Raw genomic sequence first — 24,904 nt, forward strand, 5'->3', positions numbered from 1 at the left:
TACCGCTTCGAGTAAGTGGAAAGATAGTTTCCGAATACTTGGAGTCAATATACAAGTAACCAAAGAAAGCAGCTCGAGACGCCCGCGGTCACACGCAGTTTGGCCATACTTGCCAGCCCATCGTGGGCTCAGTAGCGAGTGCCCTCATAGGCCCCATCGGACGTGGATCGCGCACGGTCTGACTAGCTAGTACCCAAACGAAGCTGGTTCAGCACCAAACGGCTTCGGCACAGCGCTACGCGCTGCCGCCGGGTATGCAAGGGAAACCACCGTATCGCACATGCTGTGAGATGGAGGCGTCAGCAAAGAAGTACGGGCGGACCCGATGGACCGGTCGGCCGCGAAGCGGGCTGGAGCCATTTGGTGCTGAACCAGTTTGTTGTGTGGCGTGAGGTGGCGACCGTGCGCGATCCAAGCCCGGTCGGGCCTATGAGGGCGACACTTAGGCAGCCCACGATCACCTGGCAAGCATGGCCAAACTGCGTGTGACCGCGGGCCTAACGAGCTGCTTTCTTTGGTTACTTTCTTTGCAGCAGCAAAGAAAGTGACTGCCGCCCCGCATAGGGGCAGTGCTAATAAACCAACACCAATACGGGATCCAGCGAAAGCGAAAGCGAAAGCAAAAGCAAACGCAAACGCAAACGCAAACGCAAAAAACCCAGGCAAACGAAAACCCGAGGACCAAACAATGCCCATAAACGTACGCATAGGCATAAACCCACTGTCGTGGATGAACGACGACCTGCCCTCGCTCGGCGGAGAGACCCCTCTGTCTACCGCACTAAGCGAAGGAAAACAGATCGGCTACGAAGGTTTTGAACTAGGCAACAAGTTCCCTCGCGAACCGCAAGCGCTCAAGACGCTGCTCGCCCAATACGATCTCGCCCTCGTGTCCGGCTGGTACTCAGGCAGGCTCGCCGAGCGCACCGCCGAGGAGGAAATCGAAGCCGTAGGCCCGCACCTCGACCTGCTCGCGAAAAACGGCGCAACCGTGATGGTCTACGGCGAAGTCGCGCAGTCGATTCAGGGCGCGCCGCGTCCGCTCTACCAACGTCCGCGCTTCTTCTCCGATGCGCAGTGGAACCAGTACGCCGAGCGTCTGAACCGCTTTGCCGAATTCACACTCACGCGCGGCGTGCGCGTCGCCTATCATCATCACATGGGGGCGTATGTCGAGACGACCGCGGACGTCGATCGTCTGATGGCCCTGACGAACGATGCGGTCGGTCTCCTGTTCGACGCAGGACACATCACGTTCGCGGGCGGCGATGCCCTGAGCGTGCTGCAGAAGCACATCGCCCGCGTATGTCATGTGCATTGCAAGGACGTGCGGCCGGACATCGTGAAGCTCGCGCGCAACCGCAACTGGAGTTTTCTCGATGCGGTCATCAACGGCGCGTTCTCCGTCCCGGGCGATGGCTGCGTGGACTACCCGGGCATCATCGCGTGTCTCGCGAAACATGACTACGACGGCTGGCTCGTCGTGGAAGCGGAACAGGATCCGGTGATCGCGCCGAGCTATGCATATGCCGAGAAGGGCTATCGCACGCTGCGCGCGCTCGTCGACGGAACATACAAGGAGGCAGCATGAGCCTGCTGGTGAAAGCATCGCGCGAGGGACAAACCATCGCGCGCGTCACGCCCGATTCCGCGGGCTGGAAGCATGTCGGCTTCGCGGCGTATCGCCTGAACGCGGGCGATGTCGTGCATGTGTATGACGCGGATCGCGAAAGCTGCATCGTCGTGTTGACGGGCACCGTGAGCGTCGAGGCCGGCGACGAGCATTATCAGTCGATCGGCTCGCGCGACAGCGTGTTCGAGGACGCCGCGCCCTATGCGGTCTATGTGCCGCCGAAGCTCGCGGCGATCGTGCGTGCGGAACGCGATGCGGAAATCGGCGTCGCGAGCGCACCCGCGAAGGGCGAGTATCCGCCGCGGCTGATCGAGCCATCGCAGATGAAGCGCTCGACGCGCGGCAAAAACGCAAATACGCGCTACGTGTGCGACATTCTTCCGCAAACGGAAGCGGCCGAGTCCCTGCTCGTGGTCGAAGTGCGCACGCCGGGCGGACACGCATCGAGCTATCCGCCGCACAAGCACGATCAGGACAACGTGCCGGTCGAGAGTTCGCTCGAAGAGACGTACTATCATCGGTTGAATCCGCCGCAAGGATTTGCGTTTCAGCGCGTCTATACCGACGAGCGCGACCTCGACGAAACGATGGCCGTCGAGAATCACGATGTCGTGATGGTGCCGCGTGGATATCATCCGGTGGTCGTGCCGTATGGCTACGACAACTACTATCTGAACGTGATGGCGGGCAGCAAGCGCACGTGGCACTTCAAGAACGATCCGAAGCACGAGTGGATCGTGGAGCGGGATAGCAAGGCGTCGACCTAGCCGATGGAAAGCCAGTCGCCGATGACTTGCTCGTCCTGAGCAAGCCTCTCCCACGCCCCATCGAACTGAATCGCCCCATGCCCCATCACCGCGACGCGCGCATCGAGCATGCGCGCGATCGTCAATCGTTCTTCGATCAGCAGCATCGCCACACCGCGTTCGCGCAGCGCCGCGAGACACGCGGCCACTTGCGCGAGCACTTGCGGCGCGAGTCCTTCGCCGGGTTCGTCGATGACGACGAGCGACGGATCGCCCGTCAACGTGCGTGCAAGCGCGAGCATTTGCTGTTCGCCGCCCGATAGCGCACCCGCTTTCACCGACGCGCGCTCCTCGAGCACGGGAAACAATCGATACGCGTCGCTCAGCGAAAAGCGCGTGCCTTTGCGTTCACCGAGCAACAGGTTTTCGCGCACGGTCAGCGACGGAAACACGTCACGCGTTTCGGGCACATAGCCGATGCCGAGCCGCGCGATGCGATGCGGCCGCAACCCGACGAGCTGAACTTCGCCATACCGCACATCGCCCGCGCATCGCACGAGTCCCATGATGGCCTTCGCGAGCGTCGAACGCCCCGACCCATTGCGGCCGACGAGCGCGACCACTTCCCCTTCCGCGATACGAAGATTCACGCCGTGCAGCGCCTGCGCCGCGCCATGCCACGCACGCAAATTTTCGATGCGCAATGTAGCGCTCATGGCGCGACTCCGCCGAGATACGCTTGCCGCACGTCACGATTCGCACGTATGGCAGCAGGCGTGCCGGTCGCAATCACGCGCCCTCGCACGAGCACCGAAATGCGATCCGCGAGACTGAACACCGCGTCCATGTCATGCTCGATCACGAGCAGCGTGCGCCCTTCCGTCGTCGCACGGATCAAGGCGAGCGCGCGCGTCGCTTCCGCGCGATTCATGCCGGCGGTGGGTTCGTCGAGCAGGATGAGCGGCGCATCGGTCGCGAGCGCGATGCCCAGATCGAGCGCGCGTTGCTCGGCATAGGTGAGACGCGCGGCGAGTTCGCAGGCGCGTTCGGCAAGGCCGATGGCATCGAGCATCGCGTGTGCGCGCGCATCGATTTTTCGCGAAGGCAGCCATCGGTCGAGAAAGCCCGATGACGACGCGCCGAGCGCCGCGCAACGCAGATTGTCGAGCACGGACAAGCCGCCGAATACGCTCGTCGTCTGGAAGCTGCGCGCAAGCGTTCGGGCGACGCGCTGCGGCGGCTCGCCCGTGATGTCGATCCCGTTCGCGACGATGCGCCCGTCATCCGGCCGCGCACGGCCCGAGATCAGATCGAAAAGCGTGGACTTGCCCGCGCCGTTCGGTCCGATGAGCGCATGCCGTTCGCCCTGCGCGACGCGCAGATCGACGCCGCGCAACACCTGCGTCGCACCGTAGCGTCGGGTGACGCCGTGCAGTTCGAGCGCGGCGTTCATCGCGCGGCCCTCGCGCGTCGTGTGAGCCACAGACCCAGCAATGCGCACGCCAACGCGATGAGCCACGCACGCGCATCGATTCGTCCCGCATAGAGCGCTTCGACCGGAACGACCACCGCGACGCCCCAGACCATCGCGCTGAACGCCCCGAAGCGCAGCGATCGCGCATCGCGCCTGACGACACCCGCGACGCCCTCCGGCGCGGCGAGCACGACCCACATGAAAAAGAGCCCGAGATACATCGGCCACGCGGCGGTCACGCTCGCCACGGCGACGCTGAAGAACGTCAGCAGCACCGCGCCGATCACCGGCCCGAAGAACGCGCCGGTCCCGCCGATCACCGTGGCGACCAGCACGCTCGTCGAGCGCGCGATGCCCACGCTTTCCGATGACACCAGCTCCACATTGATCAGCGCCAGCACGCCCGCGATGCCCGCGAAGAACGCCGACACGACGAGCACGCGAAACCGCACGCGCGCCGGTGCGAAACCGATCGCCGCCGCGCGCGCGGGATTGTCGCGCACGGCGTTGGCGAGGCGGCACATCGGCGTGCGCGAGAACGCGAACATCGCGAGCGCCGATACGACGCACCAGCACGCGATCAGCGCATAGGCCTCACGGAGCGGCCCGAAGGTCCATGCGAAGAACGACGGCCCGCTCGCCCGGTCGATCGTCACCCCGCCCTCGCCGCCGAACCATCCGGGCACGAGCCACACGCACGCGGCGACGAGCTCGCCGATGCCGAGCGTGATCATCGCGAAAGGCGTGCTCGCGCGCCGCGTCGAGATCGCGCCGAACACGACGGCGACGAGCATCGCCGCGCATCCGCCGACGACCGGCAGGAGCGGCAACGGCACGCCGTAGCGATTGAACACATGCGCGGCGGCGAATGCGCCGAGCCCCGAATATACGGCGTGGCCGAACGACAGCAGCCCGGTCTCGCCGAGCAACAAGTTGTACGAGAGCGCGAAAACGATGAGCGTCGCGGTCTGCGCGCTGTAGGCGAGCAGCCAGGATCGATCGAAGAAGAGAGGCAGCGCGAGCGCCAGCGCGAGCGCGAGCGCAAGAAACTTACGCATCTTGCATGCGCTCGCCGAAGAGTCCGCGCGGCCGCGCGGCCAGCATCGCGACGAGCACGAGATAGGGCAGCACGGGCGCGAGCTGCGCGACCGTCAACGCGCTCCACGCGGGCGGCAGCGTCAGGCCGAGCGATGCAGCGATGCTGCCCGCCGACACGCTCGCGCCCACGGCGAAGGTCTGCACGCAGCCGATTAGAAGCGACGCGACGAGCGCGCCGCCCAGCGATCCGAGCCCGCCGATCACGACGACGACGAACACGATCGGTCCCATTGCATCGGCCATCGCCGGTTCGATGACGGCGAGCGGCGCGCCGATCACGCCACCGAGCGCGGCAAGCGCGGTGCCGACGGCGAAGACCATCGTGAACACGCGCGGCACGTCATGGCCGAGCGTTTCGACCGTTGCGGGATGCGTGAGCGCCGCGCGTACGACGAGTCCCGTCTTCGATATGCGCAGTATCAGCCAGAGCGCGCCGAGCATCAGGACCGCGATCGTCATCATGAACACGCGGTAGCGCGCGAACGACGCGCCGTAGAGCGTGAAAAGCGGACCGTCGAGCACGGAAGGAATCGACGCGGGCAAGGGCCCGAGCCCCCATACGAGCTTGACGCCTTCGCCGATCACGATGGCCGCGCCGAACGTGAGCAGCATTTGCCCGAGCGCGCCGCGCGCATGCACGCGTCTCAACAACAATCGCTCGAACAAGGCGCCCGCGATGCCGACGACGACCGGCGCGAGCATCAACGCGGACCAGAATCCGCCATGCGCGGCGAGCGCCTGCCCGACATACGCGCCGAGCATATAGAAACTCGCGTGTGCGAAGTTGAGCACGCCGAGCATGGAGAAGATCAGCGTAAGGCCCGCCGACAACATGAAGAGCAGCAATCCCACGCTCACGCCGTTGAGCAGACTTACGCAGAACCACTGGAGCAAAACGCGACCCTCAGCCGTTGATGAGCGGCTTCAGCGCATCGACGAGCGGCGCGGGCAGCGGCACCGGCCTGCGCGTCACGCGATCCACATAGACATGCACGAAGTGTCCTTGCGCGGCGGCGGTGTCCGAGCCTTGCGTGAAGATCGCCACTTCGTAGCGCACGCTCGTGTTGCCGAGCCGCTCGACGCGCAAGCCCGCTTCGATCGGCTCAGGAAACACCACCGGCGCAAAGAAGTTGCAGCGCGTCTCGACGACGAGGCCGATGGTCTCGCCCTCGCTGAAATCGAGCACGCCTGCGCGCAGCAGATACTCGTTGACGACCGTGTCGAAGTAGCTGTAGTAGACGACGTTGTTGATATGCCCGTAGACGTCGTTATCCGACCAGCGCGTGCTGATCGCGAGAAAGTGCGCGTAGTCCGCGCGCGTGGTCGGAACCGGCTTGCTCATTGCTTAAAGAGACTCCGTCAGCATGCGTCGATAATCGTCGGCACTCGCCTCGCGCGGATTCGTCTTGTGGCAATGATCCGCGAGCGCGCCCTTCACCACCTTGTCGAACATGCTCTCGTCGACGCCCATCTGCGAGAGACGCGTCGGCAAGCCGAGGCGCGCGGTCATGTCGTGCACGGCCTGCGCGACATCGGCGTGCTCCGCGAGATTCATCACGCGGCGCATGCGCGCGAAGCGCCGTTCCGCGACGACCGACGGCGCGCTCTCGTTGAAGCGCAGCACCGCGGGCAAAACCACCGCGTTCAGCGTGCCGTGATGCAGCGACGTGCGGCCGTTCACCGCGAGCCCGCCCAGCGGATGCGACAGCGAATGCACGCAGCCCAGGCCCTTTTGAAAGGCCATCGCGCCCTGCATGGACGCGGACATCATGTTCAGGCGCGCGTCGCGGTCCTGGCCGTCGTGCGTCGCGCGCTCGATGTTGGCCCACGCGCGTTCGAGCCCGTCGAGCGCGATGCCGTCGGCGGGCGGATTGAACGCGGGCGCGAGAAACGTTTCGATGCAATGCGCGATCGCGTCCATGCCGGTTGCGGCGGTGAGCGCCGGCGGCAGGCCGAGCGTGAGCGACGGATCGCAGATCGCGGATTTGGGCAAAAGATGCCAGGAATGGAAGCCGAGCTTGCGCCCGTCCTCGAGAATGATGATCGCGCCGCGCGCCACTTCGCTGCCCGTGCCCGACGTGGTCGGCACCGCGATCAGCGGCGCGGCGCGCTCGGTGATCCTGCCGCTACCGCCTTCGATCGTCGCGAAGGTCGTCAGTGGCGCGTCGTGCGTCGCCGCAATCGCAACGCCCTTCGCCAGATCGATCGACGAGCCGCCGCCCACCGCGATGAGGCCATCGCAACCTTCGCGCCGGTACTGCTCCGCGGCTCGCAGGACCATCGCTTCGGTCGGATTCGAAGGCGTGTCGTCGAACACCGGCAGCGCGCCGAGCTTCGCGCTTTCGATCACACGATTCGCGAGGCCCGCCGCCGCGACGCCTTTATCGGTGATGACGAGCGGACGCTTCACCCCGATGCGCGCGCATTCGCTTTCCAGCGCCTGAAGCGCGTCGTAGCCGAGGTGGATATGGGTCAGGTAGAAAATGTAGGCCATGGCGCGGGAACCGGTGAGGAATGTGCGGGCATGTTGGGGCGCTGCGACGCGCGTGTCAATCGGGGTTAGATCGACGCGGCCAACGCGCGCACGTCATCGACGAACCGTTCGACGGTCTCGCGCTTCGTGTCCCATGCGCACATCAGACGGCAGCCGCCGGATCCGATGAACTGATAGAAGCGCCAGCCCTTCGCACGCAGCGCCGTGGCAACGCGCGCCGGCAGTTCCGCGAACACCGCGTTCGATTCGGGCTTGAAGAGCAGGCTCACGCCGGGAATGTCGGCGAGGCGCTCGGCCATCAGTTGCGCCATCGCGTTCGCATGACGCGCGTTGCGCAGCCACACGTCGTTGTCGAGCAGGCCGAGCCACGGCGCGGAGATGAAGCGCATCTTCGATGCGAGTTGCCCCGCCTGTTTGAGTCGATAGGCGAAATCGGCGGCGAGCGCCTTGTCGAAGAACACGACCGCCTCGCCCACCGGCAAGCCGTTCTTCGTGCCGCCGAAGCACAACACGTCGACGCCCGCGCGCCACGTGATCTCCGACGGATGCACGTTCAGCGTCGCGACCGCGTTGGCGAAACGCGCACCGTCCATGTGAACTTTCAGATGGCGGCGCTTCGCAATCGCGGCGATCGCGCGGATTTCCTCGACCGTGTACACGGTGCCGACTTCCGTCGCCTGCGTGAGCGCGACGACCTTCGGCTTCGGATAGTGGATGTCCGCGCGTTTCGTGACGAGTTCCTCGATCGCATCGGGCGTGAGCTTGCCGTTCTCGCCACGCGCGGTGAGCAGCTTCGAGCCGCCCGAGAAGAACTCGGGGCCGCCGCATTCATCGGTTTCAATATGCGCGAGCTCGTGGCAGATCACCGAGTGATACGACTGACACAACGAAGCGAGCGCGAGCGAATTCGCCGCGGTGCCGTTGAACACGAAGAAGACTTCGCAATCGGTCTGGAAGAGATCGCGGATGCGATCGCAGACTTGCGTCGTCCACGAATCGTCGCCGTAGGCGGGCTCGTGGCCGCTGGTGTTGGAATTGATCAGCGCTTGCAGCGCTTCGGGGCAGATGCCCGCGTAATTGTCGGAGGCGAAGTGCTGGATCGGGTCCGTGGGCGCTGTCATGGGATCGCTGTGATGGCCTTGTCAAAACGAGGCGCGCGAACGGGTGACGTCGCGCGGCCGCAATCCGGCCATTCTAGCGGCTCGGATCGACGCGCGCCGTGGCGCCGATCCGAGCAATGCTGGTTTGCTGTCTTACTTGGCGTCGGGCGCGCTCGCCGCGTTCGCCTGCTGCGCCTTCTTGTCCTTCTTGCTGGCCTCGTGATGGCCGATCGCGCAGCCGCCTACCGCGCCCGCCGTCCCGTGCTTGCCCGCGACGTGTCCCGCCACGCCGCCGACCGCCGCGCCTTCGATACAACCCTTCGCCTGTGCCGCGCCCGTTGCGGCGAGCATGGCGGACGTCAGTGCGATCAATACGATTTTGCGACTCATGATGCATCTCCCTCTTCTCGTTGAACGTGACGGGAGCGTTGCACGCAGTGTGCCTGACAGGCTGTAATAAAAAACGGCCCGGTCCGAAGGGACCGAGCCGTCATGCAGCGGAAGAAGAATCGACTTAGAGCTGTTGCTGAACCCAGCCCGTCACGCCCGCGAGCGCGGCCGGCAGATTGGCCGGCTCGGTGCCGCCCGCCTGCGCCATGTCCGGACGACCGCCGCCCTTGCCGCCGACTTGCTGCGCGACGAAGTTGACGAGCTCGCCCGCCTTCACCTTCTTCGACGCATCCGCCGTCACGCCCGCGATCAGGCTGACCTTGCCGCCATCTACGGATGCGAGCACGATCGCCGCGCTCTTGAGCTTGTCCTTCAGCTTGTCGACGGTTTCGCGCAGCGTCTTCACGTCCGCGCCTTCGAGTTGCGCGGCAAGCACCTGCACGCCGGATACATCGACGGCTTGCGACACGAGTTCATCGCCCTGGCTTGCCGCGAGCTTCGATTTCAGCGCGCCGAGTTCCTTTTCCAGCGACTTCACGTGCTCCTGAACCTGCGCGATACGCTGCGTGAGTTCCGAAGGCTGCGCCTTCAGCGCGCCCGCCGCCGCGTTGATGCGTTGATCCAGCTCCTGCACGTAGCGCACGGCGTTGTCGCCGGTGATCGCCTCGACGCGGCGAATGCCCGCCGCGACGCCGCCTTCCACCACGATCTTGAAGAAGCCAATATCGCCCGTGCGCCGCACGTGCGTGCCGCCGCAGAGCTCGCGCGAGAAGCCGAGATCGAGCACGCGCACGGTGTCGCCGTACTTTTCGCCGAAGAGCGCCATCGCGCCGCCCTTCACCGCGTCGTCGTAAGGCATCACGCGCACGACGCCCGGCGCGTTCGCGATGATCTCGTTGTTCACGATCTGCTCGACGCGGCGGATTTCGTCATCCGTCATCGGCGCGTTGTGCGCGAAGTCGAAGCGCGTCTTGTCCGCATCGACGAGCGAGCCTTTCTGCTGCACGTGGCCGCCGAGCACTTCGCGCAGCGCCTTGTGCATCAAATGTGTAGCCGAGTGATTGCGCGCGGTGCGGGCGCGGCGCACGGCGTCGATTTCGGCCTTCACGACATCGCCGACCTTGAGCGTGCCCTGCTCGACCGTGCCGTGATGACCGACGACATCGGCCTGCACCTTCAACGTATCCGCGACGGCGAAGCGCACGTTCGCGTTCGCGAGCACGCCCTGATCGCCGACCTGACCGCCCGACTCCGCATAGAACGGCGTGTGATCGAGCACGACGACCGCCTGCTGGCCGTCCTTCGCCTCGTTCACCGATGCGCCTTCGACATACAGCGCGAGAATCCTGGCGTCGTCGAAGATTTCCTTTTCGTAGCCGTGAAAGGTCGACTTCGCGCCCGAGTATTCGAGGCCCGCCGCGATCTTGAACTTGCCCGCCGCGCGTGCCTGGTCGCGCTGACGCGCCATCGCGTCGTCGAATGCGGGTTCGTCGACGGTCACGCCGCGCTCGCGGCACACGTCCGCGGTCAGGTCGAGCGGGAAGCCGTAGGTATCGTGCAGCTTGAACGCGAGTTCGCCATCCAGTTGCTTGACGCCCTTCTTTTCCAGCTCCGCGAGTTCGCCTTCGAGAATCGACATGCCGTGCTCGATGGTTTCGAAAAAGCGCTCTTCTTCCTGGCGCAGCACGTCGGTCACGCGCTGTTGAGCTTCTTTCAGTTCCGGATACGCCGCGCCCATTTCGGCGACGAGATCCGCCACGAGCTTGTGGAAGAACGCGCCCTTCTTGCCGAGCTTGTATCCGTGACGGATCGCGCGGCGCACGATGCGGCGCAGCACGTAGCCGCGGCCTTCGTTGCCGGGAATCACGCCATCGACGATGAGGAACGAGCACGCGCGGATGTGGTCTGCGATCACCTTAAGCGAGTTGTTTTCCAGATCCGGCGTGCCGGTTTCCCGCGCGGCGGCCTTGATGAGGTTCTGGAACAGATCGATTTCATAGTTGCTGTGCACATGCTGCAGCACGGCGGCGAGGCGTTCGAGGCCCATGCCCGTGTCAACGCACTGCTTGGGCAGCGGCGTCATGTTGCCCTGCGCGTCGCGGTTGAACTGCATGAACACGAGATTCCAGATCTCGATGAAGCGGTCACCGTCTTCTTCGGGCGATCCCGGCGGGCCGCCCCAGATTTCCGGGCCATGGTCGTAGAACACTTCGGAGCACGGACCGCACGGGCCGGTGTCGGCCATCTGCCAGAAGTTGTCGGATGCGTAACGCGCGCCCTTGTTGTCACCGATGCGGATGATGCGTTCGACCGGCACGCCGATTTCCTTCGCCCAGATGTCGAAGGCCTCGTCGTCTTCCTTGTAGACGGTCACCGTGAGCTTGTCGGCCGGCAGGTTGTAGACCTTGGTGAGCAGTTCCCAGCAATAGTGGATGGCGTCGCGCTTGAAGTAATCGCCGAACGAGAAGTTGCCGAGCATCTCGAAGAACGTGTGATGGCGCGCGGTGTAGCCGACGTTCTCCAGATCGTTGTGCTTGCCGCCCGCGCGCACGCTGCGCTGCGCGGTGGTCGCGCGCGAGTACGGACGCGATTCGCTGCCCAGAAACACGTCCTTGAACTGGACCATGCCCGAGTTGGTGAAGAGCAGCGTCGGGTCGTTGCCGGGCACGAGGCTCGACGAACGCACGATCGTATGGCCCTTCGATTCGAAAAACTTCAGGAATTTCTCGCGTATTTCGGCGGCTTTCATAGCGTACGGGGCGTGTCTTTGGTTTCTTGATGGTGCCCGCGGGCGGCTCTCTGCGAGCCTTGGCCGGCGTGGCGAGGGTGATTGTCGATTATACGGGATTCGCCGCGTCCGACCGGGCGCGCGGCAGGTCCGGTATCGCGCGCGCGGCGGTTCTGTGCGACATTCGCAGTCCGGAGACAAATTTGAGCGAGCGAACCGACGAATGGGAGCCTTGAGCCATATCCGCGTGCTGGACCTGACCCGCGTGCTGGCGGGACCGTGGTGCGCGCAGACCCTCGCCGATTTCGGCGCGGACGTCATCAAGATCGAGCGGCCCGAAACCGGCGACGACACGCGCCACTGGGGGCCGCCCTACCTGAAAACGCCCGGCGGCGAGGACACGCACGAGGCCGCGTACTATCTCGCGGCGAACCGCAACAAGCGTTCGGTGACGGTGGATATCGCCACGCCGGAAGGTCAGCAGATCGTCCGCGAGCTGGCCGCGCAAAGCGATGTCGTGCTGGAGAACTACAAGGCCGGGCAACTGAAAAAGTACGGGCTCGACTACGCGTCGCTGAAGGCCGTGAAGCCGGACATCGTCTATTGCTCGGTCACCGGCTTCGGGCAGACGGGGCCGTATGCGCAGCGCGCGGGCTACGACTTCATCGTGCAGGGCATCGGCGGGTTCATGAGCATCACCGGCGAGCGCGACGGGCAGCCCGGCGGCGGTCCGCAAAAAGCCGGCGTGGCGATCGCGGACCTGATGACGGGCATGTACGCGACCATCGGCGTGCTCACCGCGCTCGCGCACCGCGACCGCACGGGCGAAGGGCAATACATCGACATGGCGCTGCTCGACGTTCAGGTCGCGATGCTCGCCAACATGAACACCAATTTCCTCGCGAGCGGCAAGCCGCCGGTCCGCTGGGGCAACGCGCATCCGAACATCGTGCCGTATCAGACCTTCCAGACGAGCGATGGCTGGATCATCGTCGCCGTGGGCAACGACGGGCAGTTCCGCAAGTTCGTCGAAGCGGGCGGCCGCGCCGAACTGGCGGACGATTCGCGTTTCGCGGCGAACCCGTCGCGCGTGCGCAACCGCGACATCCTCGTGCCGCTGCTCGCGGACATGGTGCGCAGCAAGGGCAAGCACGAATGGATCGCCGAACTCGAAGCCGCCGGCGTGCCGTGCGGTCCGATCAACGATCTCGGCGAAGTGTTCGAAGATCCGCAGGTGCTCGCGCGCAAGATGCAGATCGATTTGCCGCATCCGACGGCCGGCACGGTCAAGCTCGTCGCGAGCCCGATCAAGATGAGCGCGACGCCGCCCGAAGCGCGCACGCATCCGCCGCTATTGGGCGAGCACACGACGAGCGTGCTCGCCGACGTGCTCGGTTACGACGAGGCGAAGATCGCGCAGTTGCGGGCGTCGAAGGCAATCTGAGCGAGTGCGCGCGAGGTTGTCAGGATCAACGAACGCCGGCGCCGATCAAACCGCCCGCCGCCGCGCCCGCGACGGTGCCGATCGGCCCGCCCGTGACCAGGTAGCCGAGCGCGCCGCCCGCAGCCGCGCCGACTCCGGCGTGGGCCTGCTGGCGCGACACGTTTGCGCAGGCCGCGAGGCTCGATACGAGCGCAGCGGCGGCGGCCAACTTGAGCGTCGTGATGGCGATCTTTTTCATGATGGGCTTCCTGGTGTTGTCGTTGTGATGTGTTGTGCTTGTCGCGCAGTCCCGCGCCGTACAACCAGACGCGGTCGATGCAGGCGAGCCGATCTTAAAATTGCGCACCCGCGCCCTTCAACGCGATTTACGTCCGGTTACGGTGGTTACGATGCGCGTCGCCGGGCGTAAACCATGTAACGGAACTCGCGAAACGGCGCGACTGTGCGAATCGCGCGACGAAACCGGCCGCGAGCGCTTCAACAACGTTTCCGCAGCCTGCTCCCGACGGTTGCGTAAGGTAGAATCGACCCAATATTCAAGGCCTTCGTACGTGTTCCGGGCCGAACGGCCTCGATGAACGCTTCCCGAACCGTCTCACGCGCGCGAGCGCACCCGCTGGCACTCTCTTTCGCATGAACACCGATCGCAACGACGCTCCGGCGCCATCCAATTTCATTCGCAACATCATCGAAGACGACAACCGCTCCGGCAAATGGTCGCAGCGGGTCGAGACGCGCTTTCCGCCCGAGCCGAACGGCTACCTGCATATCGGCCATGCGAAGAGCATCTGCGTGAACTTCGGCCTCGCCGCGGATTACGGCGGCGTGTGCCATCTGCGCTTCGACGATACGAACCCCGAGAAGGAAAGCGTCGAATACGTCGATTCGATCATCGACGCCGTGAAATGGCTCGGCTTCGACTGGAACAAGGACGGCGCGGAGCACAAATACTTCGCGAGCGACTACTACGACAAGCTGTACGAGTTCGCCGAGATGCTCATCAAGAAGGGCCAGGCATACGTCGACAGTCAGACGGCCGAAGAGATGCGCGCGACGCGCGGTTCGGCCACCGAAGCGGGCATCAACTCGCCGTATCGCGACCGCACGCCCGAAGAGAACCTCGACCTCTTCCGCCGCATGAAGGCGGGCGAGTTCAAGGAAGGCGAGCACGTGCTGCGCGCGAAGATCGACATGGCCTCGCCGAATTTCAACATGCGCGATCCGGTGATCTATCGCATCCGCTTTGCGCATCACTACCGCACGGGCGACACGTGGTGCATCTACCCGATGTACGACTACGCGCACTGCGTGTCGGACGCGATCGAGAACATCACGCACTCGCTCTGCACGCTGGAATTCGAGGATCATCGCCCGCTCTACGACTGGTTCCTCGCGCAACTCGCGGACGATGGCGTCTTCCAGCGTCCGCTGCCGCAGCAAATCGAGTTTTCGCGCCTCAACCTCACGTATGCGATCACGAGCAAGCGCAAGCTGCTGCAGCTCGTGCAGGACAATCACGTCGACGGCTGGGACGATCCGCGCATGCCGACCATCGTCGGTGTGCGCCGGCGCGGCTTCACGCCGGAAAGCATCCGTTTGATGGTCGAGCGCGTCGGCGTGACGAAGGTCGATTCGTGGATCGACATGAGCGTGCTCGAAGGCGCACTGCGCGACGATCTCGATGACAAAGCTCCGCGCGCGATCTGCGTGCTCGATCCTTTGAAGCTCATCATCGACAACTATCCCGAAGGACAGAGCGAGACGTGCAGCGCGCCGGTGCATCCGCATCACCCGGATCGCGGCGTGCGCGCGTTCCCGTTTTCGCGCGAGCTGTGGATCGAACGCGAGGACTTCCAGGAAACGCCGCCGAAGGGCTACTTCCGTCTCTTCCCGGGCAACAAGGTGCGGCTGAAGTACGGCTTCGTCGTCGAATGCACGGGCGCGGACAAGGACGAGAACGGCAACGTGATCGCCGTTCATTGCAACTATTTCCCGGACAGCAAATCGGGCACGGAAGGCGCGAACAACTACAAGGTGAAGGGCACGATCCACTGGGTCAGCGCGGCGACGGCGTATGCGGCCGAAGTGCGCCTGTATGACCGCCTCTTCAAGGAGCCGCAGCCCGGCGCGGGCGGCGCGGAATTCCTCGACGCGCTCAATCCGGATTCGAAGCGCGTCGTGAACGCCTATCTCGAGCCGAGCGCGCGCGACGCGCACGCCGAAGACCGCTTCCAGTTCGAGCGGCACGGCTATTTCGTCGCGGACCGGCTGGATTCGCAGCCGGGCAAGCCGGTGTTCAACCGCATCGTGAGCCTGCGCGACAGCTGGGGCAAACCGGCCTGATATCGACAGGACCAAGGCGCCGCGCAGCCACGCGGCGCCCTCGATGAATCTTGCCGGACTCATCGCACGCCGCTTCTCACGAGGACATCATGAAGCAGCCGCACTACTTCGCGCAGCGCCGCACATGGGCGCAACGAAGCGCCGCCCTCGCCTCCTTGCTCCTGCTCGCATCCGCCGGCGCGCACGGCGCCATCGCCGCCGAACTCGCCACGGCGCAGGCCACGGTCGATCAGATGCCGCCTTCCGCGACGCTGCGCAAGATCGTGGAAAACGGCGCGATCGTGCTCGGCACCCGCGAGTCGTCCGTGCCGTTCTCCTACACGGTGAAGCAACAGCCGGTCGGCTACTCGTACGACATCGCACTCAAAGTCGTCGACGAGATCAAGAAGCGCCTCAACATGCCCAATCTCGCGGTGAAGAACGTGCAGGTCACGTCGGCGAACCGCATCTCTTATGTCGTGAACAATCAGGTCGATCTGGAATGCGGCTCGACCGCGCATGTGGCCGACCGCGACCCGCTCGTCGCTTTTTCGAACAGCTTTTTCCAGTACGGCATCCGCATGGCCGTGAAGAAGAAGTCGGGCATTCGCGACTACGCGGATCTCGCGAACAAGACAGTGGCGACCACGGCGGGTACATCGGATGAGCGCATGTTGCGGCAGATGAGCATCGACAAGAAGCTGAATCTGCGCATCATCAGCGCGCGCGATCATGCGGAAGCGTTCGCCGCGTTGAAGTCGGATCGCGCGGTGGCGTTCGTGATGGACGATCCGCTTCTCTACGGCAAGATCGCCCAGGAAGGCGCGGCGCGCAACGAGTACACAGTGACGGGCGCATCGCTCGCGAACGAGGCGTATGGCTGCATGATGAGAAAGGGCGACCCCGTGTTCAAGCGTATCGTCGATGACGTGATCGCCAACATGCAGCGCTCCGGCGAAGCCGCGAAGCTCTACGAGACCTGGTTCATGCGCCCGATTCCGCCCGATGGCATGAACCTGCAATTTCCGATGTCGCCCGAAATGAAGGCGCTCTTCGCCAATCCCAATGACCGCACAGTCGACTGACTACAGCGTCTCGTGCAGTTGCGCGAGCGATAGCGTCGTCTCGAACAGACGCGCGAGGCTGCGGCTCGCGAATTTATCGACGTCCGCCGGGCTGACCCAGCGGTAGGCGTCCATCTCGGGAATCATCGTGCCGTCGCTATAGCGCGGAAAATACGATTCGCACACGCAGTTCTCGAGTTGCACTTCGTCTTCGCTCACGCGCACCGCAAAGAGATGCAGGTCCTTGTCACGACGATAGACGAAGCGTCCGAGATCCTTCAGCCGCGCGGCGGGCAGCACGATGCCCGTCTCCTCGACGAGCTCGCGCAACGCCGCCTCGCGCGGGCTTTCGCCGGGATCGGCGGCGCCCTTGGGCACGTCCCAGTGCGTGGTTTCGGTCGCGTGGCAGAGCAGCACGTCGCCCTGCGCGTTCAGCATGACCACGCCGCACGATACGGTACGGGCGGTCATCGACGGCTCTGCCCGTTCATCACTGCTTCTTGAGTTTCCACTTGCCGTCGCTCGCCTTGCAGGCCACCGGCGTCCAGGTCTGCGTCTGCCCCTTGGCTTGCGCGATGAGCGTGACCTTGCGGCACTTGAGGCCATCGGACTCGAACGTTTCGTGCGGCGTGACCGTGCCGTTGATCGGGACCGTGTTGCCCGTGCCCTTGTTGTCCCAGTCGAGCGATTCGCCGTCCTGCTTGGTATTGAGCGCGGTCTGCGCGGCGTTGTTGAGCGCCTGCAGGTCGCGCTGCTTCATGTAGGTGATCGGCGTGTTGTTCAGGAATCCGAGATTCGCGGCGGTTGCGCCCGTGCTCAAAGCAAGCAGCGCGGCTGCCGCGAAAGTCGGGAAAGAAGCGCGAGCGAGCGCTCGATGTGTGATCGGCATTGAATGTTCCTCTTGCGGATGAGTATGCCGCCTGCAGATGCAAAGAGCGGCAACGGCGATTCATCAACTCGGCCCGTAGGGGCGGGTCGCAAGGAGGATAGCATGACGCGCGGCGTTCGGCGGCCCGGGCCACGCGGGCTTGCGTCAATTGGAAGTGGAGTTCATTTCGTCGATGCCGATGCCCTTCTGCGCGTTCCTGTCCTTCGCCGGATCGTAGCCGTCGGTGAGCGTATCGAGGAACGCGACGACGTCCCTGATCTCGGCTTCGTCGAGCGCGGGCCTGTCACCCTTCGTTCGATCGAACGGCGGCTCGGTATTGACGTTCTGCCAATAACGCTTCGGCAGATCGTCGAACTTCTGGACGACGCCTTTCTTCGACACCGGATAGAACTTCTCCGGGTTCGTGTCGCGCTCGACGTAGAAGCGCACCACGTCTTCCAGGTTGTGATAGATGCCGTTGTGGAAGAACGTCTTGCGCGTCGCGACATTGCGCAACGACGGCGTGCGGAAGATGCCGCAATACTCGTCCTGGCCCGTCAGGTCGCGGCGCTCGGGACCGCATGCCCCGAGATCGTGGAAGTTCGGGTTTCTGTTGACCGGCAGCGCACGATTGCGCGGCACGCCGATCGCGATCAGGCCGAAGTCGCTGAACTGCGGCGGCGAGCCGTCCTTTGCGCGCTGGCTGATGTGGCACGACGCGCAGTTGCCCTTGTTCTCGTCGTTGAAGAGCCGCAGGCCGTGCATCTCGGCCTCGTTGAGCTTCGCGCGGCCCGCGAGAAACGCGTCGTACTTGCTCGTGTACGGATAAAACTTTTCAGGCGTCTGCTCGAACGCTTCGAGCGATTGCAGCACGGAGGCGAACACCTTGTCGTCGCTGTCGAATACATCGGCGCCGAACGCCTCGCGGAAGTCGTCCGCATAGGACGATGCCTTCACCGCGGCCGCGACCTTCGCCGGCGTGCTGCCCATCTCGAACGACGACAAGAGCGGCATGCGCGCCTGGTCCGAGCCATGATCGACGCGGCCGTCCCACGTGAGCCCGCCGGTCGGGCCGGCATCGACGCTCTCGTCGCCTTCATCGTCGGAATCGTGAAAATGGCGCGTGAAGGCGGGCACCGCCTGCAGATACTTGAGCGAAGGCACCGCGCGGAATCCCGGCTGATGCATGTCGTTGCCGCCGAGCTGCACGGATAACGCGTTCGGCGGCCCGAACGCATGGCTCGGGCTATGGCACGATGCGCACGCGAGCTTGCCGGAGCCGGACAGCGACGGATCGGAGAACAGCTTCGCGCCGAGCGAGGTGATCTGCTTCACATGCGCGAACACCTCCGCGCGCGACTGACCATGCGGCGCCGCCTCGGCCGCGATGCGCGTCGCGGCCTGCGTCTGCCCGCTCGCGCCGTTGTCCGCCGCATGGGAATCGCAGCCGCTCATTACCGCCGATGACGCGCCGAGCGCGAGCGCAAGAAGGACAAACGGCAAACGCATCGAAGACATGGACGTGCGGATCGGAATCGAAAGATGCCGAAGCGTATGTCGTGCGCATGTCTTTCATGTGACAAGGACGAACTTTATTAAGCGAACATTACGCAAACGAAAGCCTTGTTACATCGCTGCGTCAATTTGCGTTGCGACACTGCCCACGCCGGCGGGCAAAGGCTTTTGACGACGACGCCCGCGTCACGCGCCGGTCTCCAAACCAAGAGAGAATCTCAATGAACAACAAACTCGTTTGCGTGGTGCCGCTCGCGGCCGCTCTCGCACTCGGCCTCTACGCATGCGGCGGCGACGATCATCAAGACAAAGATATTTCTTCGGTGAAGAACGTCGTCGTGATCTACGCGGAAAACCGCAGCTTCGATAACCTCTATGGGCACTTCCCCGGCGCGAACGGCCTGCAGAACGTGACGGCGGCCAACTCCCGGCAGCTCGACCGCGACGGCAGCGTGCTCGCGACGCTGCCGTCGATCTGGACCGGCCTGACGGCGAAGGGCGTGACACCCGCGATCTCCGAAGCGATGACGGCGAACCTGCCGAACGCGCCGTTCGCGATCGACGATCCCAACGGTTTCAACACGCAGCTCAACGTCACGACGCGCGATCTGTATCACCGTTTTTACGAGAACCAGATGCAGATCGACGGCGGCAAGAACGACAAGTTCGCCGCATGGGGCGACTCGGGCGGTCTCGTGATGGGCCACTACGACACGCCGCCGGACAAGCTGCCGCTCTACAAGATCGCGCAGCAATACACGCTCGCGGACAATTTCTTCATGAGCGCGTTCGGCGGTTCGTTCCTGAACCACCAGTGGCTCGTCTGCGCGTGCACGCCGATCTATCCGAACGCGGACACAAGCGTCGCGAAGGGATCGATTTCGGCAGTGAATGCGGACGGCGTGTCGCTCAGGACGAAGACGAATCCACCGCCTTCCGCGCTGACCGGCTCGGCCGACGCGCAGTTCGTCAACTCGGGCACGCTCACGCCCGATTTCTATGCCGTCAACACGATGCAGCCGCCGTATCAGCCGAGCGGTAACAAGCCGGTCACCGGCGGCGATCCGAACCTCGCGGACCCGAGCCAGCCGACGACGCTGCCGCCGCAAACGCAACAGCACATCGGCGATCTGCTGAACACGGCCGGCGTGAGCTGGGCATGGTACGGCGGCTCGTGGGCGGCGGCGCTCGCCGATCGTTCGGTCATCAACGGCGCGGTCAACGTGGTGCCCGACTTCCAGACGCACCATCAGCCGTTCAACTACTTCGCCGACCTCGCACCGGGCACCGCCAATCGCGCGCAGCACTTGCTCGATGGCGGCACGAACGGTTCGGAGTTCATCAAGGCGATCGATGCGGGCACGCTGCCGCAAGTCGCGTTCTATAAGCCGCAGGGCAACCTGAACGAGCACGCGGGTTACACCGATGTCGCGCAGGGCGACCAGCACATCGCAGATCTCGTTTCCCATCTGCAGAAGAGCCCCCAGTGGAAGAACATGGTCGTCGTCGTGACGTATGACGAGAACGGCGGCTTCTGGGATCACGTCGCGCCGCCGAAGGGCGACCGCTGGGGCCCGGGAACGCGTATTCCGGCGCTCATCATCTCGCCGTATGCGAAGAAGGGCTTCGTCGATCACACGCAATACGACACGACGTCGATCCTGCGCTTCATCACCAAACGCTTCGGCTTGCCGGAACTGCCGGGCCTGAAATCGCGTGACGACGCGCTCGTCGCGAACGGCGGCAAGGCGATGGGCGATCTGACCGCCGCGCTCGACTTCTCGCAGTAAGCACTGCTCGTCGGCGCTGAAACGAGACGGGCCGCGGCCCTCAAGCCGCGGCCCGTATTTTTTGTGCCGATGCTCACGCGCCCGCAAATAGCGTCGCCAGATCGTTCGTGCGCGCGCCGCTCGCCTGCGCGAGCACGCGCGCTTCCAGTTCGTCGATATGCGTTCGCATCGCCGTGAGCGCGGCAGCGAGATCGCCGTCCTCGAGGGCATCGACGAGTCTTCCGTGTTCGTCCGACGCGCAGTTCGACAATTTCGACGGATCGAAGAGCGCCTTATAGAGTTCGGTCTTCGCAACCAGCTTGGCGAGAAACGCGTGCACTTCCGGCGCACCCGCCAGTTCCGCGAGCAGCAGATGAAAGTGACCCGCGAGGCGCACGCACTCCTCCACGCTTCCCGCCTTCACCGCGCGCTGCTCGGCTTTCACGTGCGCGCGCAACGCGCGCTTCGCCTGCGCAGTCAGCGTGCCGCACAGCGCCGCGACGATGCCCGCCTCCACCACCTGCCGCGCGCGATAGACCTCGCTGATGTCGGCGGGCGTGGGTGAAGGCACGAACGCGCCGCGATTCACTTCCAGCGTGAGCTTGCCCTCGGCGCCGAGCCTTGCCAGCACCTTGCGTATCGTGCCGCGCGTGCAGTCGAACGCGGCGGCGAGCTCGCGCTCGACGAGCTGCGCGCCCGGCGCGAGCTTGCCGTGCAGGAGCGCGGATGTGATCGCCGCGTACACGCGTTCGTCGGCCGACGTTGCGCTCGCGGTTTCATTCGATGATGTGTGCTTGCGTGATGCCATGATGCCCGGTCGTGCTTGCGTTGAGTCGCATTGTAGCGAGCGCCCGCGTCCGGACGCGAATCCGGCCTATCAGATTTGGCGTATTTTTGGTTGACCAAACGCTGCTAGAATGGTCAACCAAATCGAGCGACGCACGGGAGGATTCCATCGTATGAAACCATCGACCTGGATCGTCAACGCACGACCGTTCGGCGGTGCGCCGGTGGATGTGCGTGTCGACGGCACGACGATCGGCGCGATCGCGCCGCACGGCGAGCGCAAGCCCGCGCCGGGCGATATCGTCATCGACGGCGCGCTCGCGCTGCTGCTGCCCGGTTTCGTCGAAGGACATACGCATCTGGACAAGACCACGTGGGGCATGCCGTGGTATCGCAACGCGGTCGGGCCGCGCCTCGCCGACCGCATCGAGAACGAGCGGCGCTGGCGCGGCGAAAGCGGCCACGACGCCGCCAAGGCATCGCGCGCGCTGGCGCTCGCTTTCCTGCGCGCAGGCACGACGCGCTTGCGCACGCATGTCGATATCGACACGGATGCGGGCCTGCGTCATCTCGACGGCGTTTGCGCAACGCGCGCCGCGCTCGCCGATGTGCTCGACATGCAGATCGTCGCGTTTCCGCAATCGGGCATGCTGAAGCGCCCCGGCACGCGCGAGCTGCTCGACGCCGCGCTCGCGCATGGCGCGGATGTGCTCGGCGCGCTCGACCCTTCTTCGATCGACGGCGATCCGGCCGCCTCGCTGGACGCGACATTCGCGATCGCGACGAAGCACGGCAAGCCCATCGACATGCATCTGCACGAGCCCGGCGATCTCGGCGCGTTCACCTTCGACTTGCTGCTCGATCGCGTGGAAGCGCATGGTTATCAGGGGCGCGTCGTCGTGAGCCATGCGTTCTGCCTCGGCTCGCTGACCGACGCGCGGCGCGGCGCGTTGCTCGAACGCATCGCGCGCGCGAACGTCGCGCTTTTGACGACCGCGCCCGCATCCGTGTGCGTTCCGCCGTTGCGCGAAGCGCGCGCGGCGGGCGTGACGCTCTTCGGCGGGAACGACGGCATTCGCGATGCGTGGACGCCCTTCGGCTCGCCCGACATGCTCGAGCGCGCGATGCTGATCGCGATGCGCTACGACCTGCGCCGCGACGACGATCTCGCCACCGCGTTCGATTGCGTCTCGATCGAAGCGGCCCGCGCGTGCGGCTTCGCGCACTACGGTCTCGCGCCGGGCATGCGCGCGGACCTCGTGCTCGTCGATGCGGAAACGGTCGCGCAAGCCGTCGCGATGCGTCCGCCGCGGCGTTTCGTGATGGCGAACGGGGTGCCGATCTCGCCGGAATTCACGCGATGAACCTGCGCGCATCGAACCTTGCGTGGCTCGCGGTGATCGTCGCGATCGGCCTCAACCTGCGGCCGCTGCTCACCTCGATCAGCCCGCTGATGGGCGTGATCCTGCACGCGACGGGATTGTCGTTCCGCGGCGCGTCGATGCTGACCGGCCTGCCCGTCGTCGCGATGGGCGCATGCGCGTTCGGCGCTAGCGCGCTGTCACGTTCAGTCGGCCAGGCACGCGGCGTGGCGATCGGGCTCATCGCGATCGTCGCTGCCTGCGCGGGACGACGCTTCGCCGGCGACGCGGCCGCGCTCATCGCGAGCGCGGCGATCGCGGGCACGGGCGTCGCGGTCATTCAGGCGCTCTTGCCCGGCGTCATGAAGACGCGCTTCGCCGCGCGCCTGCCCTTCGCAATGGGCCTCTATTCCGCATCGATCATGGCGGGCGGCGGACTCGGCGCGAGCATAACGCCCGCGGTCGCGTCGCGCATGTCGTGGCAGGCGGGGCTTGCGTTCTGGGCGTTGCCCGCGCTCATTGCGCTTGCGGCATGGATGCTCCTGATGCGCGCGGACGCTTTGCCTCGCGCATCGTCGGCGCGTCACGCGAAGCCCGCGCCATCGCTCTTTGTCAATCGGCGGGCGTGGACGCTCGGAATCTTCTTCGGGCTCGTCAATGGCGGCTATACGAGCCTCGTCGCATGGATGCCCGCGTACTACCAGCAACTCGGCCGCGGCGTGACCGAGAGCGGCGCGCTACTGGCGATGCTGACGGTCTTCCAGGCGTCGTCGGCGTTGCTTCTGCCGATGGCGGCCGCCCGCTTCGGGCGCGGCCGCGACCGTCGTCCGTGGCTCGCGCTCGGTCTCGCCGCGCAACTGGCGGGCTTCGGTCTGCTGCTCGTCGCGCCGCTTGCGGCGCCGCTCGCGGTCGTTGCATTGCTCGGCGGCGGGCTCGGCGGCGTGTTCGCGCTCTCGCTCGTGCTGACCCTCGATCACGCCGACGATCCCGCACTCGCCGCGCGGCTCGTCGCGTTCGTGCAGGGCGTGGGCTTCGTCATTGCGGCGATCGCGCCGGTCGTCGCGGGCGTCGTTCGCGATGTGAGCGGCGGTTTTTCGATGTCGTGGATGATGCTGGCGGCGAGCCTTCTCGCGATGATCGCGCTGAATGTCGTCTTCGGGCCGCGCAGCTATGCGCACGCGATGCGGCAACAGGACGGCGCCCTCAACGCACCGCGTGACATGCGAAGTACTCGTCGAGCAGATCGGTCATCTGCCACACCGGGCACGGACGGCGGCAGTGTCCGTCGTAGCCCGCTTCCTTGAGACGCGCGATCGGCTCTTCGGGCAGAAAGCCGCTCATGGCGATGACAAGACGATTCGCGTCGTCATCGAGCTGGCGAAGCGCGCGGACCAGCGCGTAATTGCCGCAGCCACCGACGCGCGTATCCAGAAAAAGCACATGCGGACGCCATTCCCGCGCGATATGTTTGAGCGATGACGCGTCCACCGCGAGTTGCGCCGGAAAGCCCTTCAGTTCGAACAAGGACGCGAGCGATGCGCCGAGCATGCGCTCCGGCAGCGCGAGCAGCACGCGCCGCGACTCCGGTTGCAGGCGCGCCTGCTTGCGGTTCCATAGCGAGCATTGCGCCAGGCTGGTTTCGTATGCTCGTTTGTTCAAGTCATTCCTCTTGCGTCGGTTCGGCTTGTCGCCGTCACCGTTATGGCGCACCGCGCGCCACGATGACGCATCGGCGCACCGCGGATGGGCGGAACGCTCGCTTGTACGAGATGGTTAGTTTCTCCGATGCGTTGCGGGGCGCGGGATTTGCGAAGATCGGGCACGCGCACGGGTGGAGGATGGGCAGGAAGCGGGCCAGGTGCAGGGCGGGCGCCGATTCGATTAGTGATGCTGACGTTCCGGGCGATTTGCGCGGGTGTGCGCGCGTGCGGGCTTCATGAAAACAAAAAGCCCAGTCGCAACGACTGGGCTCGACGCAGGCATGTGGCCCGCCCTACACGACTCGAACGTGTGACCTACGGCTTAGAAGGCCGTTGCTCTATCCAGCTGAGCTAAGGGCGGAGAACCGGAGCGCGGCAATGCAGAAAAAAGCAGCCGCTGATCAGAAGAGAT

At 65.0% G+C, this 24,904-nt stretch carries 23 protein-coding genes and 1 tRNA gene; 8 read left to right on the plus strand and 16 right to left on the minus strand.

Annotated elements, in window-relative coordinates; genetic code table 11:
* Positions 1-688: 688 nt before the first annotated feature.
* Together iolE and iolB are read left to right on the plus strand one after the other, a co-directional pair.
* The gene (gene iolE / locus NCR38_RS08955; RefSeq protein ID WP_061120939.1) at positions 689-1,591 is read left to right on the plus strand and encodes a myo-inosose-2 dehydratase; all 903 of its coding nucleotides are present in this window, start codon (positions 689-691) and stop codon (positions 1,589-1,591) included.
* The gene (gene iolB, locus NCR38_RS08960) at positions 1,588-2,400 is read left to right on the plus strand and encodes a 5-deoxy-glucuronate isomerase (protein WP_061120940.1); all 813 of its coding nucleotides are present in this window, start codon (positions 1,588-1,590) and stop codon (positions 2,398-2,400) included. The genes iolE and iolB overlap by 4 nt, the downstream gene beginning before the upstream one ends.
* On the opposite strand, the gene NCR38_RS08965 is transcribed toward iolB, so the two are convergent.
* From NCR38_RS08965 to alaS, 9 genes are all read right to left on the minus strand, one after another.
* Complete coding sequence (locus NCR38_RS08965) at positions 2,397-3,095, minus strand: ABC transporter ATP-binding protein (RefSeq protein ID WP_061120941.1); 699 nt, start codon at positions 3,093-3,095, stop codon at positions 2,397-2,399. The genes iolB and NCR38_RS08965 overlap by 4 nt on opposite strands.
* Positions 3,092-3,832, minus strand: a complete 741-nt coding sequence (locus NCR38_RS08970) for an ABC transporter ATP-binding protein (protein ID WP_061121000.1) — start codon at positions 3,830-3,832, stop codon at positions 3,092-3,094. The genes NCR38_RS08965 and NCR38_RS08970 overlap by 4 nt, the downstream gene beginning before the upstream one ends.
* Positions 3,829-4,911 (minus strand): branched-chain amino acid ABC transporter permease, encoded by a 1,083-nt coding sequence (locus NCR38_RS08975; protein WP_250476850.1) that lies wholly within the window; start codon positions 4,909-4,911, stop codon positions 3,829-3,831. The genes NCR38_RS08970 and NCR38_RS08975 overlap by 4 nt, the downstream gene beginning before the upstream one ends.
* Complete coding sequence (locus tag NCR38_RS08980) at positions 4,904-5,785, minus strand: branched-chain amino acid ABC transporter permease (RefSeq protein ID WP_061120999.1); 882 nt, start codon at positions 5,783-5,785, stop codon at positions 4,904-4,906. Before NCR38_RS08980 ends, NCR38_RS08975 begins: the two co-directional genes overlap by 8 nt.
* Before the next feature lie 70 nt (positions 5,786-5,855).
* Positions 5,856-6,293 (minus strand): thioesterase family protein, encoded by a 438-nt coding sequence (locus NCR38_RS08985; protein WP_250476851.1) that lies wholly within the window; start codon positions 6,291-6,293, stop codon positions 5,856-5,858.
* Between the two features lie 3 nt (positions 6,294-6,296).
* Positions 6,297-7,445, minus strand: a complete 1,149-nt coding sequence (locus NCR38_RS08990; RefSeq protein ID WP_250476852.1) for an iron-containing alcohol dehydrogenase — start codon at positions 7,443-7,445, stop codon at positions 6,297-6,299.
* Positions 7,446-7,510: 65 nt separating this feature from the next.
* Positions 7,511-8,545, minus strand: a complete 1,035-nt coding sequence (locus tag NCR38_RS08995) for a low specificity L-threonine aldolase (protein ID WP_250476879.1) — start codon at positions 8,543-8,545, stop codon at positions 7,511-7,513.
* A 153-nt stretch (positions 8,546-8,698) separates the two neighbouring features.
* On the minus strand, positions 8,699-8,935 hold the full coding sequence (locus NCR38_RS09000; protein WP_061120945.1) for a hypothetical protein: 237 nt from the start codon (positions 8,933-8,935) through the stop codon (positions 8,699-8,701).
* Between the two features lie 124 nt (positions 8,936-9,059).
* Positions 9,060-11,684, minus strand: a complete 2,625-nt coding sequence (gene alaS / locus NCR38_RS09005; RefSeq protein WP_250476853.1) for an alanine--tRNA ligase — start codon at positions 11,682-11,684, stop codon at positions 9,060-9,062.
* A gap of 202 nt (positions 11,685-11,886) precedes the next feature.
* On the opposite strand from alaS, the gene NCR38_RS09010 reads away from it, so the two are divergent.
* Positions 11,887-13,107 carry a CaiB/BaiF CoA-transferase family protein gene (locus NCR38_RS09010; RefSeq protein WP_061120948.1) on the plus strand — a complete coding sequence of 407 codons (1,221 nt, stop codon included), beginning with the start codon at positions 11,887-11,889 and terminating at the stop codon, positions 13,105-13,107.
* A 25-nt stretch (positions 13,108-13,132) separates the two neighbouring features.
* Here the strand turns inward: NCR38_RS09010 and NCR38_RS09015 are convergent, their stop codons facing one another.
* Positions 13,133-13,345, minus strand: a complete 213-nt coding sequence (locus tag NCR38_RS09015; protein ID WP_061120949.1) for a hypothetical protein — start codon at positions 13,343-13,345, stop codon at positions 13,133-13,135.
* A 395-nt stretch (positions 13,346-13,740) separates the two neighbouring features.
* Between NCR38_RS09015 and NCR38_RS09020 the strand changes: the two genes are divergently transcribed.
* Positions 13,741-15,450, plus strand: coding sequence for a glutamine--tRNA ligase/YqeY domain fusion protein (locus NCR38_RS09020; RefSeq protein ID WP_061120950.1), 1,710 nt, complete (start codon positions 13,741-13,743; stop codon positions 15,448-15,450).
* Between the two features lie 89 nt (positions 15,451-15,539).
* Complete coding sequence (locus NCR38_RS09025; RefSeq protein WP_086961504.1) at positions 15,540-16,514, plus strand: transporter substrate-binding domain-containing protein; 975 nt, start codon at positions 15,540-15,542, stop codon at positions 16,512-16,514.
* Here NCR38_RS09025 and NCR38_RS09030 read toward each other — a convergent pair whose 3' ends face one another.
* The 3 genes from NCR38_RS09030 to NCR38_RS09040 all read right to left on the minus strand — a co-directional run bounded on the left by NCR38_RS09030 (position 16,515) and on the right by NCR38_RS09040 (position 18,879).
* Positions 16,515-16,964, minus strand: coding sequence for an NUDIX hydrolase (locus tag NCR38_RS09030; protein WP_061120951.1), 450 nt, complete (start codon positions 16,962-16,964; stop codon positions 16,515-16,517). It lies immediately after the preceding gene.
* Positions 16,965-16,983: 19 nt separating this feature from the next.
* Positions 16,984-17,382 carry an RT0821/Lpp0805 family surface protein gene (locus NCR38_RS09035; protein WP_061120952.1) on the minus strand — a complete coding sequence of 133 codons (399 nt, stop codon included), beginning with the start codon at positions 17,380-17,382 and terminating at the stop codon, positions 16,984-16,986.
* A 144-nt stretch (positions 17,383-17,526) separates the two neighbouring features.
* Positions 17,527-18,879 carry a cytochrome-c peroxidase gene (locus NCR38_RS09040; RefSeq protein ID WP_250476854.1) on the minus strand — a complete coding sequence of 451 codons (1,353 nt, stop codon included), beginning with the start codon at positions 18,877-18,879 and terminating at the stop codon, positions 17,527-17,529.
* Between the two features lie 218 nt (positions 18,880-19,097).
* Between NCR38_RS09040 and NCR38_RS09045 the strand changes: the two genes are divergently transcribed.
* Positions 19,098-20,666, plus strand: a complete 1,569-nt coding sequence (locus NCR38_RS09045) for an acid phosphatase (RefSeq protein ID WP_250476855.1) — start codon at positions 19,098-19,100, stop codon at positions 20,664-20,666.
* A gap of 73 nt (positions 20,667-20,739) precedes the next feature.
* Here the strand turns inward: NCR38_RS09045 and NCR38_RS09050 are convergent, their stop codons facing one another.
* A complete protein-coding gene (locus NCR38_RS09050; RefSeq protein WP_250476856.1) occupies positions 20,740-21,453 on the minus strand; it encodes a GntR family transcriptional regulator in 714 nt (237 codons plus the stop codon).
* A gap of 151 nt (positions 21,454-21,604) precedes the next feature.
* Here NCR38_RS09050 and NCR38_RS09055 point away from each other — a divergent pair, with 151 nt between their 5' ends.
* Together NCR38_RS09055 and NCR38_RS09060 are read left to right on the plus strand one after the other, a co-directional pair.
* Entirely contained in the window at positions 21,605-22,795 is a 1,191-nt protein-coding gene (locus NCR38_RS09055) for an amidohydrolase family protein (protein WP_250476857.1), read from the plus strand.
* Positions 22,792-24,096: a cyanate transporter gene (locus tag NCR38_RS09060; protein WP_250476858.1), complete on the plus strand. Its 1,305-nt coding sequence runs from the start codon at positions 22,792-22,794 to the stop codon at positions 24,094-24,096. Before NCR38_RS09055 ends, NCR38_RS09060 begins: the two co-directional genes overlap by 4 nt.
* Here the strand turns inward: NCR38_RS09060 and NCR38_RS09065 are convergent.
* Positions 23,996-24,451, minus strand: a complete 456-nt coding sequence (locus NCR38_RS09065) for a response regulator (RefSeq protein WP_250476859.1) — start codon at positions 24,449-24,451, stop codon at positions 23,996-23,998. The two genes, NCR38_RS09060 and NCR38_RS09065, sit on opposite strands and share 101 nt — an antisense overlap.
* Before the next feature lie 325 nt (positions 24,452-24,776).
* Positions 24,777-24,853 (minus strand) — tRNA-Arg (locus NCR38_RS09070).
* Positions 24,854-24,904: the final 51 nt, after the last annotated feature.

It is taken from the genome of Caballeronia sp. INML1, from assembly GCF_023631085.1.
GTDB lineage: Bacteria > Pseudomonadota > Gammaproteobacteria > Burkholderiales > Burkholderiaceae > Caballeronia > Caballeronia turbans.